The sequence below is a fragment of the Pseudomonas bharatica genome (assembly GCF_048586865.1).
Taxonomy (GTDB): domain Bacteria; phylum Pseudomonadota; class Gammaproteobacteria; order Pseudomonadales; family Pseudomonadaceae; genus Aquipseudomonas; species Aquipseudomonas bharatica.
The window spans coordinates 39895-56111 of record NZ_JBMAWR010000013.1 but is presented as its reverse complement, the minus strand read 5'-3'; the positions used below and the strand labels follow the sequence as shown (position 1 = coordinate 56111).

The window sequence follows — 16217 nt, the reverse complement described above, 5'->3', positions numbered from 1 at the left end:
TGAAAAGCTGCGCTGACATCAGGTGGTCAAGGTCCGCAGCAGGTTCTTGTAGTCCTCGCGGATATCCGCGTCGGATTCCTTGAGTTCGTTGATCTTGCGGCAGGCGTGCAGCACGGTGGTGTGGTCACGGCCGCCGAATACATCGCCGATTTCCGGCAGACTGTGGTTGGTCAATTCCTTGGACAGGGCCATGGCAACCTGCCGTGGGCGAGCCACCGAACGCGAGCGACGTTTGGACAACAGATCGGAAATCTTGATCTTGTAGTACTCGGCGACGGTGCGCTGGATGTTATCCACACTGACCAGTTTGTCCTGCAGCGCCAGCAAATCCTTCAGCGATTCACGAATCAGTTCGATGGTGATATCGCGGCCCATGAAGTGGGAGTGGGCGATTACACGCTTAAGTGCACCTTCGAGTTCGCGAACGTTGGAACGAATGCGCTGGGCAATGAAGAACGCGGCGTCATGCGGCAGCTCGACCTTGGCCTGGTCGGCCTTCTTCATCAGGATCGCAACACGGGTTTCCAGCTCCGGCGGCTCGACCGCCACGGTCAAGCCCCAGCCGAAGCGTGATTTCAATCGCTCTTCCAGGCCTTCGATCTCCTTGGGATAACGGTCGCTGGTGAGAATCACCTGCTGGCCGCCTTCAAGAAGGGCATTGAAGGTGTGGAAAAACTCTTCCTGGGAACGCTCCTTGCGAGCGAAGAACTGGATGTCGTCGATCAGCAAGGCGTCCACGGAACGATAGAAACGCTTGAACTCGTTGATCGCATTGAGCTGCAACGCCTTGACCATGTCCGCGACAAAGCGCTCGGAATGCAGGTAGACAACCTTGGCGTTGGGGTTCTTCTTGAGCAGATGGTTACCCACGGCATGCATCAAGTGGGTCTTACCCAAGCCTACGCCCCCATAAAGGAAGAGCGGGTTGTAGCCGTGCTTGGGATTGTCCGCCACCTGCCAGGCTGCGGCACGGGCCAGCTGGTTGGATTTACCTTCCACGAAGTTTTCGAAGGTAAAGGTCCGGTTGAGGTAGCTGGTGTGCTTGAGTGCACCTTCGACCTGCACGGTACGCTGTTCCGAACGACCGTTGGCGGCAACGGGGGCAGTGGCCGGAGCGTCGCCCCCCATCGCATCGAAGCTTTCCCGGGACGGCGCTTCTTCCATTGCAGGCTCGGCAACAGGCGCAGAAGGGGCGTGGTTGACCGGCTCGCTGACGGCTGGCGCCGGTGCAACCTTGGCTGCCGCGGCCTGGGAAGCAGCCACGGCAGCTGCGAGCGGTGCGTTGGGTGCTGCACGCGGAGCCGAGCTGCGACGGCTGCCTATTAATAAGGAGAGCGCCGGCACGGAACCGTTGCCGTGTTCACCGAGCAGTTCCAGCAAGCGGCCCAGGTACTTTTCATTGACCCAGTCGAGTACGAAACGGTTAGGCGCGTAGACGCGCAACTCGTCGCCTTCGGCTTCGACTTGTAGCGGACGGATCCAGGTATTGAATTGCTGGGTAGGCAGCTCATCGCGCAGAAGCTCCACGCACTGCTGCCAAAGTTCCACTGACACGGATATCCCCTGAGTTTGAAAGCCCGGTAAGGGCCGGTGAGGCAAAAACAAGCAGCCATTGTACCGGGCACCCGCACACTTATCCACACGCAGCACGCCCAAGAGAGGCGTTAAATCAGTCATTTACTGACCAAAATGCTGTTGGCGCCGTCCGAATAAGCTCTGTGGATAACCATCGATAAGGGCTATGCACAAGTCGGGGTCCAAGCCTGTGGAAAACTGCCCTGTGGAAAAGTAGCGATTTTATCCACTGCTTTTCCGAGCATCCGGCACAAGCAAAGCACCGTTTCCCGACAGGGTTTTGAATCTCTGTACATCACGCATAACAAGGCTTTCAGAGATCTATCCACAGAAATCCCGATGCTAAGTTTCATAAGTTCTTCAGAAAAGCTTTAAATACCTTTCCTCTTTTTTTCTATGTCTAACCGCGGTGACCCTGATGATGCCCATCCGACGAGAGGATTCCCGTTTCATACGCTTATAGAGGAAACGCTGGTTGGAAATTGACCTATGGAGCCGGTTTCTCTAGAATCGCCGGTCTCTTAAAACGGGGGCCATTCCGGCCCGTAGTCACGAACCAGGTAACACGCCATGAAACGTACTTTCCAACCAAGCACCATCAAGCGCGCTCGCACTCACGGTTTCCGTGCACGTATGGCCACCAAGAACGGCCGTGCTGTTCTGTCCCGCCGTCGTGCCAAAGGCCGTAAGCGCCTGGCAGTTTGATTTTCGGCACAGGTGGTGAGTCAGGACTTCAGTCGGGATAAGCGTCTACTGACACCCCGACACTTCAAAGCGGTCTTTGACTCTCCATCAGGCAAGGTGCCCGGCAAGAGTCTCTTGCTGCTTGCCCGCGAAAACGGATTGGATCATCCCCGTCTGGGCCTGGTGATCGGCAAAAAAGCCGTAAAGCTTTCCGTTCAGCGCAATCGCTTGAAGCGTTTGATGCGCGATTCGTTTCGTCGACACCAGGAAATCCTGGCCGGCTGGGACATAGTCATCGTCGCGCGCAAAGGCCTTGGCGATATAGAAAACCCGGAATTGCACCAGCATTTTGGCAAGATCTGGAAGCGCCTCGCTCGTACTCGGCCCTCTCCAGAGGTCAAGACCGAATCCGTAGGGGTGGACCGTCCAGATGCGTAAACTGGCCCTCGTTCCGATCCAGTTTTACCGTTACGCCATCAGCCCGTTGATGGCCAGCCATTGCCGTTTCTACCCAAGTTGCTCCTGCTATGCGTACGAAGCCATCGAAACACATGGTCTTTTACGCGGCGGGTGGCTGACCGTTCGTCGGCTGGGTCGTTGTCATCCCTGGAATGCAGGCGGTTTTGATCCGGTTCCGCCCGTTCCTTCCTCCCGTACTTCTTCGATAGCCGAGTAATCATGGATATTAAACGCACGATCCTGATCGCCGCCCTGGCAATCGTGTCCTATGTCATGGTCCTCAAGTGGAACCAGGACTACGGCCAGGCTGCCCTGCCGAATCAGACTGCTGCCTCCAGCACCATCGCGCCTTCCCTGCCGGACAGCACCGGTGCCGGCAATACCAATGCCGACATTCCGAGCGTCAACGCCGAAGCCCCGGCGGAACAGGCACCGGTCGCTGTCAGCAAGGATCTGATCCGCGTCAAGACCGATGTACTCGATCTGGCTATCGACCCTACGGGTGGCGATATTGTCCAGTTGACCCTGCCGAAGTACCCACGTCGCCAGGATCATCCGGAAATTCCGTTCCAGTTGTTCGATAACGGTGGCGAACGTGTTTATCTGGCCCAGAGCGGCCTGATCGGCGCCAACGGCCCGGACTCACGTGCTGCTGGCCGTCCGATTTATGCTGCCGAGCAAAAAAGTTATCAACTGGCCGATGGCCAGGACCAACTGGTCGTCGACCTGAAGTTCAGCGACGCCGGCGTCAACTACATCAAGCGTTTCACCCTGAAACGCGGCGAGTACGACCTGAAGGTCAGCTACCTGATCGACAACCAGAGCGGCCAGCCCTGGACCGGTAACATGTTCGGCCAACTGAAGCGTGACGCCAGCTCCGATCCTTCGTCGTCGACCGCCACCGGTACTGCCACCTATCTGGGTGCGGCCCTGTGGACAAGTTCCGAGCCCTACAAGAAAGTGTCCATGAAGGACATGGACAAGGGCAATTTGAAAGAAAATGTGAACGGCGGCTGGGTCGCCTGGCTGCAGCACTACTTCGTGACGGCCTGGATCCCGGAAAAATCCGATAACAACTTCGTTCAGACCCGCAAGGATAGCCAAGGCAACTACATCATCGGTTACAACGGTCCTGCGTTGAACGTTGCCGCTGGCGCCAAGGCTGAAACCAGCAGCACCCTGTACGCCGGTCCGAAGATCCAGAGCAAGCTGAAGGAGTTGTCCCCAGGCCTGGAGCTGACCGTCGACTACGGCATCCTGTGGTTCATTGCCCAGCCGATCTTCTGGCTGCTGCAACATATCCACAGCCTGCTCGGCAACTGGGGCTGGTCGATCATCGTCCTGACCATGCTGATCAAGGGCCTGTTCTTCCCGCTGTCCGCCGCCAGCTACCGTTCGATGGCGCGCATGCGTGCTGTTGCGCCGCGCCTGGCCCAATTGAAAGAACAGTTCGGTGACGATCGCCAGAAGATGTCCCAGGCGATGATGGAGCTGTACAAGAAAGAGAAGATCAACCCGCTGGGCGGCTGCTTGCCGATCCTGGTGCAGATGCCGGTCTTCCTTTCGCTGTACTGGGTACTCCTGGAAAGCGTGGAGATGCGCCAGGCTCCGTGGATGTTCTGGATCACCGACCTGTCGATCAAGGATCCGTTCTTCATCCTGCCGATCATCATGGGCGCGACCATGTTCATCCAGCAGCAGCTGAACCCGACCCCACCGGATCCGATGCAGGCCAAGGTAATGAAAATGATGCCGATCATCTTCACCTTCTTCTTCCTGTGGTTCCCGGCTGGTCTGGTGCTGTATTGGGTTGTGAACAACTGCCTGTCCATCGCACAGCAGTGGTACATCACCCGCAGTATCGAAAACGCGACCAAGAAGGCCGCAGCCTGACGGATTAGCCAGCTAATCTGTGGATAAACGCCCCACTCGTGGGGCGTTTTGCTATCTGACGTTTCTGTTTCGAGGCTATCGACATGACTTCCCGTCGCGAAACCATCACCGCCATCGCTACCGCCCAAGGCCGCGGCGGGGTAGGCATTGTGCGCATCTCCGGGCCATTGGCGCGCCAGGCCGGGCAAGCCATCACCGGTCGCGAACTGTCTCCGCGCCATGCCCACTACGGCCCGTTCCGTAGTGAAGACGGACTGGTGCTTGACGAGGGCATTGCGTTGTTCTTCCCCGGCCCTAATTCATTCACGGGCGAGGATGTGCTGGAACTGCAGGGCCACGGTGGTCCGGTGGTGCTGGACATGCTTCTGCAACGCTGTGTACAGCTTGGATGTCGTCTTGCGCGGCCGGGTGAGTTCAGCGAGCGCGCCTTCCTCAACGACAAGCTCGACCTGGCCCAGGCCGAAGCGATAGCCGACCTGATCGAGGCCAGTTCCGCCCAGGCAGCGCGCAATGCCCTGCGCTCGCTTCAGGGAGAATTCTCCCGGCGTGTGGATAACTTGACCGAGCGTCTGATCAGCCTGCGCATCTACGTGGAAGCAGCGATCGACTTTCCCGAAGAGGAAATCGATTTCCTCGCCGATGGCCATGTGCTGGGCATGCTTGACCAGGTACGCAGCGAACTGGCCTCGGTAATGCGCGAAGCCGGACAGGGTGCCTTGCTGCGCGACGGCATGACAGTCGTGATCGCCGGTCGTCCCAACGCTGGCAAGTCCAGCCTGCTGAACATGCTTGCCGGTCGTGAAGCGGCAATCGTCACCGATATTGCCGGCACCACCCGGGACATCCTGCGGGAACATATCCACATAGACGGCATGCCCCTGCATGTAGTGGACACTGCCGGCTTGCGCGACACAGACGACCATGTGGAAAAGATCGGCGTGGAACGCGCTCTGAAGGCGATTGGCGAAGCGGACCGGGTGCTCCTGGTAGTGGATGCCACTGCGCCGGAAGCCAGTGATCCCTTTGCCCTATGGCCGGAATTCCTCGATCAGCGACCGCGGCCAGACAAGGTCACCCTGATCCGTAACAAGGCCGACCTCAGCGGCGAAGCCATCGGCATGGAGGAAAGCGAGGACGGGCATGTCACCATTACCCTCAGCGCCAAGGCGCCGGATCAAGGCCTGGATCTGCTACGCGATCATTTGAAGGCCTGCATGGGCTACGAACAGACGGCCGAAAGCGGCTTCAGCGCCCGCCGCCGACATCTTGATGCCCTGCGCCAGGCCAGCGCCAGCCTCGAGCATGGTCGTGAACAACTGACCCTGGCCGGCGCGGGTGAGCTATTGGCCGAAGATCTGCGCCAGGCACAGCAGGCGTTGGGTGAAATTACCGGCGCATTCAGTTCAGACGATCTTCTGGGTCGTATCTTCTCCAGCTTCTGCATCGGCAAGTAAGCGTTCTTATCCACAAACGGGCCTGATTTGATCGGCCCGTTTGCTGCGTCCTGCTTCACCCTCCCTCATTTGACAACGGAAACCTACCGGCTCTGCTCTGGGGCTTTCGGCTGCCCGCGTGTTTACACAGGGAGAATGAGCCCTGTGGAAAACCCGCCTTCAGCTCCGTTGATAACCTGGCCTGAGGGGTGGAGATAAATCCACCTGTGGGTAACAAGCACTTTAATCCACAGGTTCCGGACGCTTATCCATAACCCTCATTGCCCTTGGGCCACAGGGTTATGAATCTCTGTACATCAGGCATCGTATGGGCTCTAAGCACTTATCCACAGAAAGGTCGCGGACTAAGAATAAACATAAAAACAAAGCTTTTATAAATCTTCCTTTCGTTATTTCTATTGCCGGCCATTCATCCACAGGCTGGTTAAATTTTGTGCAAAAGGTTCCTTTAGGAGGGCAGAAGTCCCTATACTTGGCAGCTATCCCTTTTACATTCCCGAAACAGGCACGAGGTGCGTGGTGGATTTCCCTTCCCGTTTTGAAGTGATCGTCATCGGCGGCGGCCATGCCGGTACCGAGGCTGCGCTTGCATCAGCACGCATGGGCGTGAAAACCCTGCTGCTGACCCATAACGTGGAAACCCTCGGGCACATGAGCTGCAACCCGGCCATTGGTGGCATCGGCAAGAGTCACCTGGTCAAGGAAATCGATGCGCTGGGTGGTGCGATGGCGCTGGCCACCGACAAGAGCGGCATCCAGTTCCGCGTACTGAACAACCGCAAAGGCCCGGCTGTGCGCGCGACTCGTGCACAGGCCGACCGCGCCATCTATAAGGCGGTGGTCCGGGAAATCCTGGAAAACCAGCCGAACCTGTGGATATTCCAGCAGTCCTGCGACGACCTGATTGTCGAGCAGGACCAGGTGCGCGGTGTGGTGACCCAGATGGGTCTGCGCTTCTTCGCCGACTCCGTGGTACTGACCACTGGCACCTTCCTCGCTGGACTTATCCACATCGGCCTGCAGAACTATTCCGGTGGCCGTGCCGGCGATCCGCCCGCGATCGCCCTGGCCCACCGCCTGCGTGAGTTGCCACTGCGCGTCGGCCGCCTGAAAACCGGGACACCGCCGCGGATCGACGGGCGCTCGGTGGACTTCTCGGTGATGTCGGAACAGCCAGGCGATACGCCGATCCCGGTGATGTCGTTCATGGGCTCCAAGGAGATGCATCCGCGTCAGGTCAGTTGCTGGATTACCCACACCAACGCGCGCACTCACGAAATCATCGCGTCCAACCTGGACCGCTCGCCCATGTACTCGGGCGTGATCGAAGGCATCGGCCCGCGTTACTGCCCGTCGATCGAAGACAAGATCCACCGCTTTGCCGACAAGGAAAGCCACCAGGTGTTCATCGAGCCGGAAGGCCTGAACACCCACGAGCTTTACCCGAACGGGATATCCACATCCTTGCCGTTCGATGTGCAGTTGCAGATCGTCCGTTCGATCCGCGGTATGGAAAACGCCCATATCGTTCGCCCGGGCTACGCCATCGAGTACGACTACTTCGATCCGCGCGACCTGAAGTACAGCCTGGAAACCAAGGTTATCGGCGGTCTGTTCTTCGCTGGCCAGATCAACGGCACCACCGGCTACGAAGAAGCCGGTGCACAAGGCCTGCTGGCCGGGACCAACGCCGCGCTGCGCGCGCAGGGCCGGGAAAGCTGGTGCCCGCGCCGCGACGAGGCGTACATCGGTGTGCTGGTCGACGACCTGATCACCCTCGGTACCCAGGAGCCGTACCGCATGTTCACTTCGCGCGCCGAATACCGGCTGATCCTGCGCGAGGACAACGCCGACCTGCGCCTGACCGAAAAAGGTCGCGAACTGGGTCTGGTGGATGACGACCGTTGGGCCGCGTTCTGCGCCAAGCGCGAAGGCATCGAACGGGAAGAGCAGCGCTTGAAAGCGACCTGGGTTCGTCCGGACACCGAACAAGGCCAGGCGATCGTCGAGCGTTTCGGTACGCCGCTGGCACATGAGTACAACCTGCTCAACCTGTTGAGCCGGCCGGAAATCGATTACGCCGGCCTGGTGGAAGTGACCGGTGGCAGCGATGCCAGTGACCAGGTCGCCGAGCAGGTCGAGATCAAGACCAAATACGCCGGTTACATCGACCGGCAACAGGAAGAAATCGCTCGCCTGCGCGCCAGCGAAGATACCCGCCTGCCAGACGACATCGAATACAGCTCGATTTCCGGTCTGTCCAAGGAGATCCAGGGCAAGCTCGGCCAGACCCGGCCCGAGACCCTGGGCCAGGCGTCGCGTATTCCCGGTGTGACCCCGGCGGCGATCTCCCTGTTGTTGATCCACCTGAAAAAACGCGGCGCAGGCCGCGGTCTGGAGCAAAGCGCTTGAGTTCTATGGTCACCGCAAAACATGCCGAAGAGTTGTCCACAGGCGCGCGCCAGCTCGGTCTTGAATTGAGTGAGTTCCAGCAGCAGAAGCTGCTGGAGTACCTGGCCCTGCTGATCAAATGGAACAAGGCCTACAACCTCACCGCAGTGCGCGATCCGGACGAGATGGTGTCCCGCCATCTGCTGGACAGCCTGAGCGTGATGAGTTTTATCCACAGCGCGAACTGGCTGGATGTCGGCAGCGGCGGTGGCATGCCTGGCATTCCATTGTCTATCCTGCATCCGGACAAGCAGGTCACGGTGCTCGACAGCAACGGCAAGAAGACCCGTTTCCTGACCCAGGTGAAACTGGAGCTGAAGCTGGACAACCTCACGGTTATCCACAAGCGGGTGGAAGAGTTCCAGCCGGCGCAGCCATTCACCGGGATCATTTCCCGTGCTTTCAGCAGCATGGAGAATTTCACCAACTGGACGCGGCACCTGGGGGATTCCCAGACACAGTGGCTGGCAATGAAAGGACTGCATCCGGCCGATGAGCTGGTAGCATTGCCGGCGGATTTCAAAGTGGATAGCGAGCAGGCCTTGACCGTACCCGGTTGCCAAGGCCAGCGCCATCTGCTGATACTGCGCCGCACGGCATGACTGGGAACACAAGCAAGAATGGCTAAGGTATTCGCGATCGCGAACCAGAAGGGGGGTGTGGGTAAAACCACTACCTGCATCAATCTCGCGGCGTCGCTGGTAGCGACCAAGCGCCGCGTGTTGTTGATCGACCTCGATCCACAGGGCAATGCCACCATGGGCAGTGGTGTGGATAAACATGTCCTGGAACATTCGGTCTACGACTTGCTGATCGGCGAATGCGACCTGGCCCAGGCCATGCATTTTTCCGAGCACGGTGGTTACCAACTGCTGCCGGCCAACCGCGACCTGACCGCCGCCGAGGTGGTCCTGCTGGAAATGCAGATGAAGGAAAGCCGCCTGCGCAATGCGTTGGCGCCGATTCGCGAGAACTACGACTACATTCTCATCGATTGCCCGCCGTCGCTGTCGATGCTCACGCTCAATGCCCTGGTCGCGTCCGATGGCGTGATCATTCCCATGCAGTGCGAATACTACGCGTTGGAAGGTCTCAGCGACCTTGTGGATAACATCAAGCGCATCGCTGCCCGGCTGAACCCGGCGTTGAAGGTCGAAGGCCTGCTGCGGACCATGTACGATCCGCGCCTGAGCCTGAACAACGACGTCTCGGTGCAGCTCAAGGAGCACTTCGGCGAGCAGCTCTACGACACTGTGATCCCGCGCAACATCCGCCTGGCCGAAGCACCGAGCTTCGGGATGCCGGCATTGGCGTACGACAAGCAATCCCGTGGCGCCCTGGCTTATATGGCCCTGGCCGGAGAGTTCCATCGCCGCCAGCGTCGTCAATCTCGCACTGCACAAACAACTTAAGGAATCCGCATGGCCGTCAAGAAACGAGGTCTCGGACGTGGGTTGGATGCACTGTTGAGTGGTCCGACCGTCAGCTCGCTCGAAGAGCAGGCTGTAAAGGTCGACAAGAAAGAACTGCAACACCTGCCGGTCGAACTGATCCAGCGCGGCAAATACCAGCCGCGTCGGGACATGGACCCGCAAGCCCTGGAAGAATTGGCCCAGTCGATCAAGGGGCAGGGCGTGATGCAGCCGATCGTCGTGCGTCCGATCGAGGGAGGCCGCTACGAGATCATCGCAGGTGAACGCCGCTGGCGTGCCACCCAGCTGGCTGGCCTGGACAGCATTCCGGCCATGGTCCGCGATGTTCCGGACGAGGCTGCCATCGCCATGGCGCTGATCGAGAATATCCAGCGCGAGGACCTCAACCCGGTCGAGGAAGCTATTGCCCTGCAGCGCCTGCAGACCGAATTCCAGCTCACCCAGCAACAGGTCGCCGATGCCGTGGGCAAGTCACGCGTGACCGTGGCCAACCTGCTGCGCCTGATCTCTCTTCCCGACGCGATCAAGACCATGCTGTCCCATGGCGACCTGGAGATGGGGCACGCGCGTGCGCTGCTCGGATTGCCTGAAGAACAGCAGGTCGACGGGGCGCGACACGTTGTCGCACGGGGTCTGACCGTTCGTCAGACTGAAGCCCTGGTTCGACAGTGGTTGAACGGCAAGCCCGAGCCGGTCGAACCGGCCAAGCCTGACCCGGACATTACCCGCCTGGAACAGCGTCTGGCCGAGCGCCTGGGCTCTTCGGTGCAGATCCGCCATGGCAACAAGGGCAAGGGGCAACTGGTTATTCGCTATAACTCGCTGGACGAGTTGCAGGGCGTTCTTGCTCACATCCGCTGAAACAATTCCCTTTGTAGCGCGCAGTCGGAAATCACTACCCGGCAGTTGAATAGGGGTTAATCCGCCCCTATACTCTGCGCGCATTTTGTCGGCACAAATTATGCCAAGTCATAGTTGACTGGTTGGCCGACTTCGGGAGAGCAGTTTTGATGGAAACCCGCACGCCAAACCGCCTGCCTTTCCATCGCTGGGCGGTTTTCCCGGTACTGCTGGCCCAATGCGTCGTGTTTCTGTTGGCAGCGTTGGTTTTGTGGCAGTGGCGCGGGACAGTCAGCGGTTATTCAGGCCTCTGCGGAGGGCTGATCGCCTGGCTACCGAATGTGTATTTCGCCTGGAAGGCCTTCAGGTTTACCGGGGCCAGGGCAGCGCAAGCCATCGTCAAGTCGTTCTACGCAGGCGAGGCAGGCAAATTGATTTTGACGGCAGTGCTGTTTGCACTGACGTTCGCAGGAGTGAAGCCATTGGCGCCATTAGCAGTATTCGGCGTCTTCTTGCTGACCCAACTGGTCAGCTGGTTCGCGCCCCTGCTGATGAAAACAAGACTTTCGAGACCTTAGGGCGTTTGAGGCAAACATGGCAGCAGAAACCGCTTCGGGCTATATCCAGCACCACTTGCAGAACCTGACCTTCGGTCAACTACCATCCGGCGGCTGGGGCTTTGCCCACAGTGCAGCGGAAGCCAAGGAAATGGGCTTCTGGGCGTTCCACGTGGACACCCTGGGTTGGTCGTTCGGCCTGGGCCTGATCTTCATTCTTCTCTTCCGCGCTGCCGCGAAGAAAGCGACCTCCGGCCTGCCCGGCGGTCTGCAGAACTTCGTCGAAGTGCTGGTCGAGTTCGTCAATGGCAGCGTGAAGGACTCCTTCCATGGCCGCAGCGCGGTCATCGCCCCGCTGGCCCTGACCATCTTCGTGTGGGTGTTCCTGATGAACGCCATCGACCTGGTACCGGTCGACTGGATCCCGCAACTGGCGATCCTGATCTCCGGCGACCCGCACATTCCGTTCCGTGCCGTTTCCACCACCGACCCGAACGCCACCCTGGCCATGGCCTTCTGCGTGTTCGCCCTGATCATCTTCTACAGCATCAAGATCAAGGGTCTGGGCGGTTTCATCGGCGAGCTGACCCTGCATCCGTTCGGCAGCAAGAACATCTTCGTCCAGGCACTGCTGATCCCGGTCAACTTCCTGCTCGAGTTCGTCACCCTGATCGCCAAGCCGATCTCGCTGGCACTGCGTCTGTTCGGCAACATGTACGCCGGCGAGCTGGTGTTCATCCTGATCGCGGTGATGTTCGGCGCCGGCCTGCTGTGGCTGAGCGGCCTCGGTATCGTCCTGCAGTGGGCGTGGGCGGTGTTCCACATCCTGATCATCACCCTGCAAGCATTCATCTTCATGATGCTCACCATCGTCTACCTGTCGATGGCGCACGAAGATAACCATTAAGACCGCCTGGCGTGTCTGATGACCCTCCCGTCGGTTCGAGGGAGGGTCGAAAACGTCCGCAAGGGCATCGCTGTACCAAACGATTTTGTTTTACCGCTTCAAACTAAAAAACCTAACCAATACGACGTAAAAGTCGGGAGGAAAGATGGAAACTGTAGTTGGTCTTACCGCTATCGCTGTTGCTCTGCTGATCGGCCTGGGTGCTCTGGGTACCGCCATTGGTTTCGGCCTGCTGGGCGGCAAGTTCCTGGAAGGCGCTGCTCGCCAGCCAGAGATGGTTCCAATGCTGCAAGTCAAGATGTTCATCGTTGCCGGTCTGCTCGACGCCGTAACCATGATCGGTGTTGGTATCGCTCTGTTCTTCACCTTCGCGAACCCCTTCGTTGGTCAAATCGCTGGCTGATCACTCGTTTCGACGAGTGGATTGGTGTGATAGACGAAGAACGAGCGAGGTGTTGGCGTGAACATTAATGCAACCCTGATTGGTCAGTCCCTTGCGTTCTTGATTTTCGTGGTTTTCTGCATGAAGTTTGTATGGCCTCCGGTCATTGCAGCTCTGCAGGAACGTCAAAAGAAGATCGCGGACGGACTGGACGCTGCCAACCGAGCAGCTCGCGACCTGGAGCTGGCCCAAGATAAAGCGGGTCAGCAACTGCGCGAAGCTAAGGCTCAAGCAGCCGAAATCATCGAGCAAGCCAAGAAGCGCGGTGCTCAGATCGTCGAAGAGGCCCGTGATCAGGCCCGCGTCGAAGCTGACCGTGTGAAGGCTCAGGCTCAGGCCGAGATCGAACAGGAAATTAACAGCGTCAAAGACGCGCTGCGCGCCCAAGTGGGTAGCCTGGCCGTTGGCGGTGCTGAAAAGATCCTTGGCGCCACAATCGATCAAAACGCGCATGCGGAGCTGGTTAACAAACTGGCCGCTGAAATTTAAGCGAGGGCGATCATGGCAGAACTGACCACGTTGGCCCGACCTTACGCTAAGGCTGCCTTTGAGCATGCCCAGGCCCAGCAGCAACTGGCCAATTGGTCAGCCATGCTCGGCCTGGCTGCTGCGGTGTCGCAAGACGGCACCATGCAGCGCCTGCTCAAGGCCCCGCGACTGACGAGCGCACAAAAGGCCGCCACGTTTATCGACGTGTGCGGTGACAAGTTCGATGCGCAAGCACGTAATTTCATCCACGTTGCCGCGGAAAACGACCGTCTCCTGCTTCTTCCGGAGATCTCGGCGCAGTTCGAGCTGTACAAGGCTGAACTCGAAAAATCCGTGGACGTGGAAGTCACCAGTGCTTTTGCGTTGAACCAAGAACAGCAAGACAAACTCGCCAAGGTTCTCAGTGCACGGCTCAGCCGGGAAGTGCGCCTGCATGCGACGGAAGACGCCTCCCTTATCGGTGGTGTCGTGATCCGCGCCGGCGACCTGGTAATCGATGGCTCGGTTCGCGGCAAACTCGCGAAACTGGCCGAAGCATTGAAATCTTGAGTTTGAAGGGGCAGCAGAGCAATGCAGCAACTCAATCCTTCCGAAATTAGTGAAATCATCAAGGGCCGCATCGAGAATCTCGATGTAGCCTCCCAAGCCCGCAACGAAGGTACTGTCGTCAGCGTTTCTGACGGCATCGTGCGGATTCACGGTCTCGCCGACGTCATGTACGGCGAAATGATCGAGTTTCCAGGCGGCGTGTACGGTATGGCCCTCAACCTGGAGCAAGACTCCGTTGGTGCGGTAGTACTGGGCGCCTACGACACCCTCGCCGAAGGCATGAGCGCCAAGTGCACCGGCCGCATCCTCGAAGTTCCGGTTGGTAAGGAACTGCTGGGTCGCGTCGTCGACGCACTGGGCAACCCGATCGACGGCAAAGGTCCTCTGGGCAACACCGAGACCGACGCGGTCGAGAAAGTTGCTCCAGGCGTGATCTGGCGTAAGTCGGTAGACCAGCCTGTACAGACTGGCTACAAGTCCGTCGACGCCATGATCCCTGTCGGCCGTGGCCAGCGCGAGCTGATCATCGGTGACCGTCAGATCGGCAAGACCGCCATGGCCATCGACGCCATCATCAACCAGAAAGACTCCGGTATTTTCTGCGTTTATGTCGCTGTCGGCCAGAAGCGCTCCACCGTTGCCAACATCGTTCGCAAGCTGGAAGAAAACGGCGCCCTGGCCAACACCATCGTGGTCGTTGCCAGTGCCTCGGAATCCGCCGCGCTGCAATTCCTGGCGCCATACGCCGGTTGCACCATGGGCGAGTTCTTCCGTGACCGCGGTGAAGACGCGCTGATCGTTTACGATGACCTGTCCAAGCAGGCCGTTGCCTACCGTCAGATCTCCCTGCTGCTGCGCCGTCCGCCAGGACGTGAAGCGTACCCAGGTGACGTGTTCTATCTCCACTCCCGTCTGCTGGAGCGTGCATCGCGCGTTTCCGAAGAGTACGTCGAGAAGTTCACCAACGGCGCCGTTACTGGCAAGACCGGTTCCCTGACCGCCCTGCCGATCATCGAAACCCAGGCTGGCGACGTTTCCGCGTTCGTTCCGACCAACGTGATCTCGATCACCGACGGTCAGATCTTCCTGGAATCGGCCATGTTCAACTCGGGCATCCGCCCTGCAGTGAACGCCGGTGTTTCGGTATCCCGCGTGGGTGGTGCCGCTCAGACCAAGATCATCAAGAAGCTGTCCGGTGGCATCCGTACTGCTCTGGCTCAGTACCGTGAACTGGCGGCATTCGCCCAGTTCGCTTCTGACCTGGACGAAGCTACCCGCAAGCAACTCGAGCACGGTCAACGTGTTACCGAGCTGATGAAGCAGAAGCAATACGCTCCTATGTCCATCGCGGACATGGCGCTGTCGCTGTATGCCGCTGAGCGTGGGTTCCTGACCGACGTTGAAATCGCCAAGATCGGCAGCTTCGAACAAGCGCTGATCGCTTACTTCAACCGTGATCACGCCGACCTGATGGCGAAGATCAACGTGAAGGGTGACTTCAACGACGAAATCGACGCTGGCATCAAGGCCGGTATCGAGAAGTTCAAGGCCACCCAAACCTGGTAAGCCGCAGCGGGGGCCTTGCAGCCCCCGCTTGCTAACCTGATAGGTGTTACATGGCAGGCGCAAAAGAGATTCGCAGTAAGATTGCGAGCATCAAAAGCACGCAAAAAATTACCAGCGCCATGGAAAAAGTGGCGGTCAGCAAGATGCGCAAGGCTCAAATGCGCATGTCTGCTAGCCGTCCCTACGCGGAGCGCATCCGCCAGGTGATTGGTCATCTGGCCAACGCCAACCCGGAGTACCGCCACCCGTTCATGATCGAGCGCCCTGTGAAGCGCGCCGGTTATATCGTGGTGAGCAGTGACCGCGGTCTGTGCGGCGGCTTGAACACCAACCTGTTCAAGGCCCTGGTCAAGGACATGGCGGTAAACCGCGAACAAGGCGTCGAGATCGACCTGTGCGTGATCGGCAGCAAGGGTGCGGCTTTCTTCCGCAGCTTCGGCGGCAATGTCGTTGCAGCGATCAGCCACCTGGGCGAAGAACCGTCGATCAACGATCTGATCGGTTCCGTCAAGGTCATGCTGGACGCTTACCTGGATGGTCGTATCGACCGCCTGTCCGTGGTATCGAACAAGTTCATCAATACCATGACGCAAACTCCAACGGTCGAGCAGTTGGTACCGTTGGTGGCAACCCCGGATCAAGAACTCAAGCACCACTGGGACTACCTCTACGAACCTGACGCCAAAGAGCTGCTGGACGGCCTGATGGTGCGTTACGTGGAGTCGCAGGTCTACCAGGCGGTGGTCGAGAACAACGCGGCTGAACAGGCTGCCCGGATGATCGCAATGAAGAACGCCACCGACAACGCCGGTGACCTGATCAGCGAATTGCAGCTGATCTACAACAAGGCGCGTCAGGCTGCGATCACCCAAGAGATCTCGGAAATCGTCGGCGGCGCTGCCGCGGTTTAACGGTTCA

The 16217-nt window shown here is 58.8% G+C and carries 17 protein-coding genes; 16 read left to right on the top strand and 1 reads right to left on the bottom strand.

The window, feature by feature from the left end:
- Positions 1–18 precede the first annotated feature (18 nt).
- Complete coding sequence (gene dnaA / locus ACKLLE_RS15950) at positions 19–1554, bottom strand: chromosomal replication initiator protein DnaA (RefSeq protein WP_064302154.1); 1536 nt, start codon at positions 1552–1554, stop codon at positions 19–21.
- 591 nt (positions 1555–2145) lie between these two features.
- Here dnaA and rpmH point away from each other — a divergent pair.
- The 16 genes from rpmH to atpG all read left to right on the top strand — a co-directional run bounded on the left by rpmH (position 2146) and on the right by atpG (position 16210).
- A complete protein-coding gene (gene rpmH, locus ACKLLE_RS15945) occupies positions 2146–2280 on the top strand; it encodes a 50S ribosomal protein L34 (RefSeq protein WP_002551315.1) in 135 nt (44 codons plus the stop codon).
- A 12-nt stretch (positions 2281–2292) separates the two neighbouring features.
- Positions 2293–2697 (top strand): ribonuclease P protein component, encoded by a 405-nt coding sequence (gene rnpA / locus ACKLLE_RS15940; RefSeq protein WP_009402547.1) that lies wholly within the window; start codon positions 2293–2295, stop codon positions 2695–2697.
- Positions 2690–2935: a membrane protein insertion efficiency factor YidD gene (yidD, locus tag ACKLLE_RS15935; RefSeq protein WP_009402541.1), complete on the top strand. Its 246-nt coding sequence runs from the start codon at positions 2690–2692 to the stop codon at positions 2933–2935. The genes rnpA and yidD overlap by 8 nt, the downstream gene beginning before the upstream one ends.
- Before the next feature lie 2 nt (positions 2936–2937).
- Complete coding sequence (gene yidC, locus ACKLLE_RS15930) at positions 2938–4611, top strand: membrane protein insertase YidC (RefSeq protein WP_009402540.1); 1674 nt, start codon at positions 2938–2940, stop codon at positions 4609–4611.
- Positions 4612–4694: 83 nt separating this feature from the next.
- A complete protein-coding gene (gene mnmE, locus ACKLLE_RS15925) occupies positions 4695–6065 on the top strand; it encodes a tRNA uridine-5-carboxymethylaminomethyl(34) synthesis GTPase MnmE (RefSeq protein WP_420058494.1) in 1371 nt (456 codons plus the stop codon).
- 519 nt (positions 6066–6584) lie between these two features.
- Positions 6585–8477 (top strand): tRNA uridine-5-carboxymethylaminomethyl(34) synthesis enzyme MnmG, encoded by a 1893-nt coding sequence (gene mnmG, locus ACKLLE_RS15920; RefSeq protein WP_009402538.1) that lies wholly within the window; start codon positions 6585–6587, stop codon positions 8475–8477.
- Positions 8474–9118: a 16S rRNA (guanine(527)-N(7))-methyltransferase RsmG gene (gene rsmG / locus ACKLLE_RS15915; RefSeq protein ID WP_009402537.1), complete on the top strand. Its 645-nt coding sequence runs from the start codon at positions 8474–8476 to the stop codon at positions 9116–9118. The genes mnmG and rsmG overlap by 4 nt, the downstream gene beginning before the upstream one ends.
- An 18-nt stretch (positions 9119–9136) precedes the next feature.
- On the top strand, positions 9137–9928 hold the full coding sequence (locus ACKLLE_RS15910) for a ParA family protein (protein WP_420058493.1): 792 nt from the start codon (positions 9137–9139) through the stop codon (positions 9926–9928).
- Between the two features lie 9 nt (positions 9929–9937).
- The gene (locus ACKLLE_RS15905) at positions 9938–10810 is read left to right on the top strand and encodes a ParB/RepB/Spo0J family partition protein (RefSeq protein ID WP_064302156.1); all 873 of its coding nucleotides are present in this window, start codon (positions 9938–9940) and stop codon (positions 10808–10810) included.
- A 149-nt stretch (positions 10811–10959) separates the two neighbouring features.
- A complete protein-coding gene (locus ACKLLE_RS15900; RefSeq protein ID WP_420058492.1) occupies positions 10960–11367 on the top strand; it encodes a F0F1 ATP synthase subunit I in 408 nt (135 codons plus the stop codon).
- Positions 11368–11383: 16 nt separating this feature from the next.
- The gene (gene atpB / locus ACKLLE_RS15895; protein ID WP_420058491.1) at positions 11384–12253 is read left to right on the top strand and encodes a F0F1 ATP synthase subunit A; all 870 of its coding nucleotides are present in this window, start codon (positions 11384–11386) and stop codon (positions 12251–12253) included.
- Positions 12254–12398: 145 nt separating this feature from the next.
- The gene (gene atpE / locus ACKLLE_RS15890; RefSeq protein ID WP_003097235.1) at positions 12399–12656 is read left to right on the top strand and encodes a F0F1 ATP synthase subunit C; all 258 of its coding nucleotides are present in this window, start codon (positions 12399–12401) and stop codon (positions 12654–12656) included.
- Between the two features lie 57 nt (positions 12657–12713).
- A complete protein-coding gene (locus ACKLLE_RS15885) occupies positions 12714–13184 on the top strand; it encodes a F0F1 ATP synthase subunit B (protein WP_009402529.1) in 471 nt (156 codons plus the stop codon).
- Between the two features lie 12 nt (positions 13185–13196).
- Complete coding sequence (locus ACKLLE_RS15880; RefSeq protein ID WP_064302157.1) at positions 13197–13733, top strand: F0F1 ATP synthase subunit delta; 537 nt, start codon at positions 13197–13199, stop codon at positions 13731–13733.
- A 21-nt stretch (positions 13734–13754) separates the two neighbouring features.
- On the top strand, positions 13755–15299 hold the full coding sequence (atpA, locus tag ACKLLE_RS15875) for a F0F1 ATP synthase subunit alpha (protein ID WP_009402524.1): 1545 nt from the start codon (positions 13755–13757) through the stop codon (positions 15297–15299).
- A 50-nt stretch (positions 15300–15349) separates the two neighbouring features.
- Positions 15350–16210 (top strand): F0F1 ATP synthase subunit gamma, encoded by an 861-nt coding sequence (atpG, locus tag ACKLLE_RS15870; RefSeq protein WP_009402522.1) that lies wholly within the window; start codon positions 15350–15352, stop codon positions 16208–16210.
- Positions 16211–16217 lie beyond the last annotated feature (7 nt).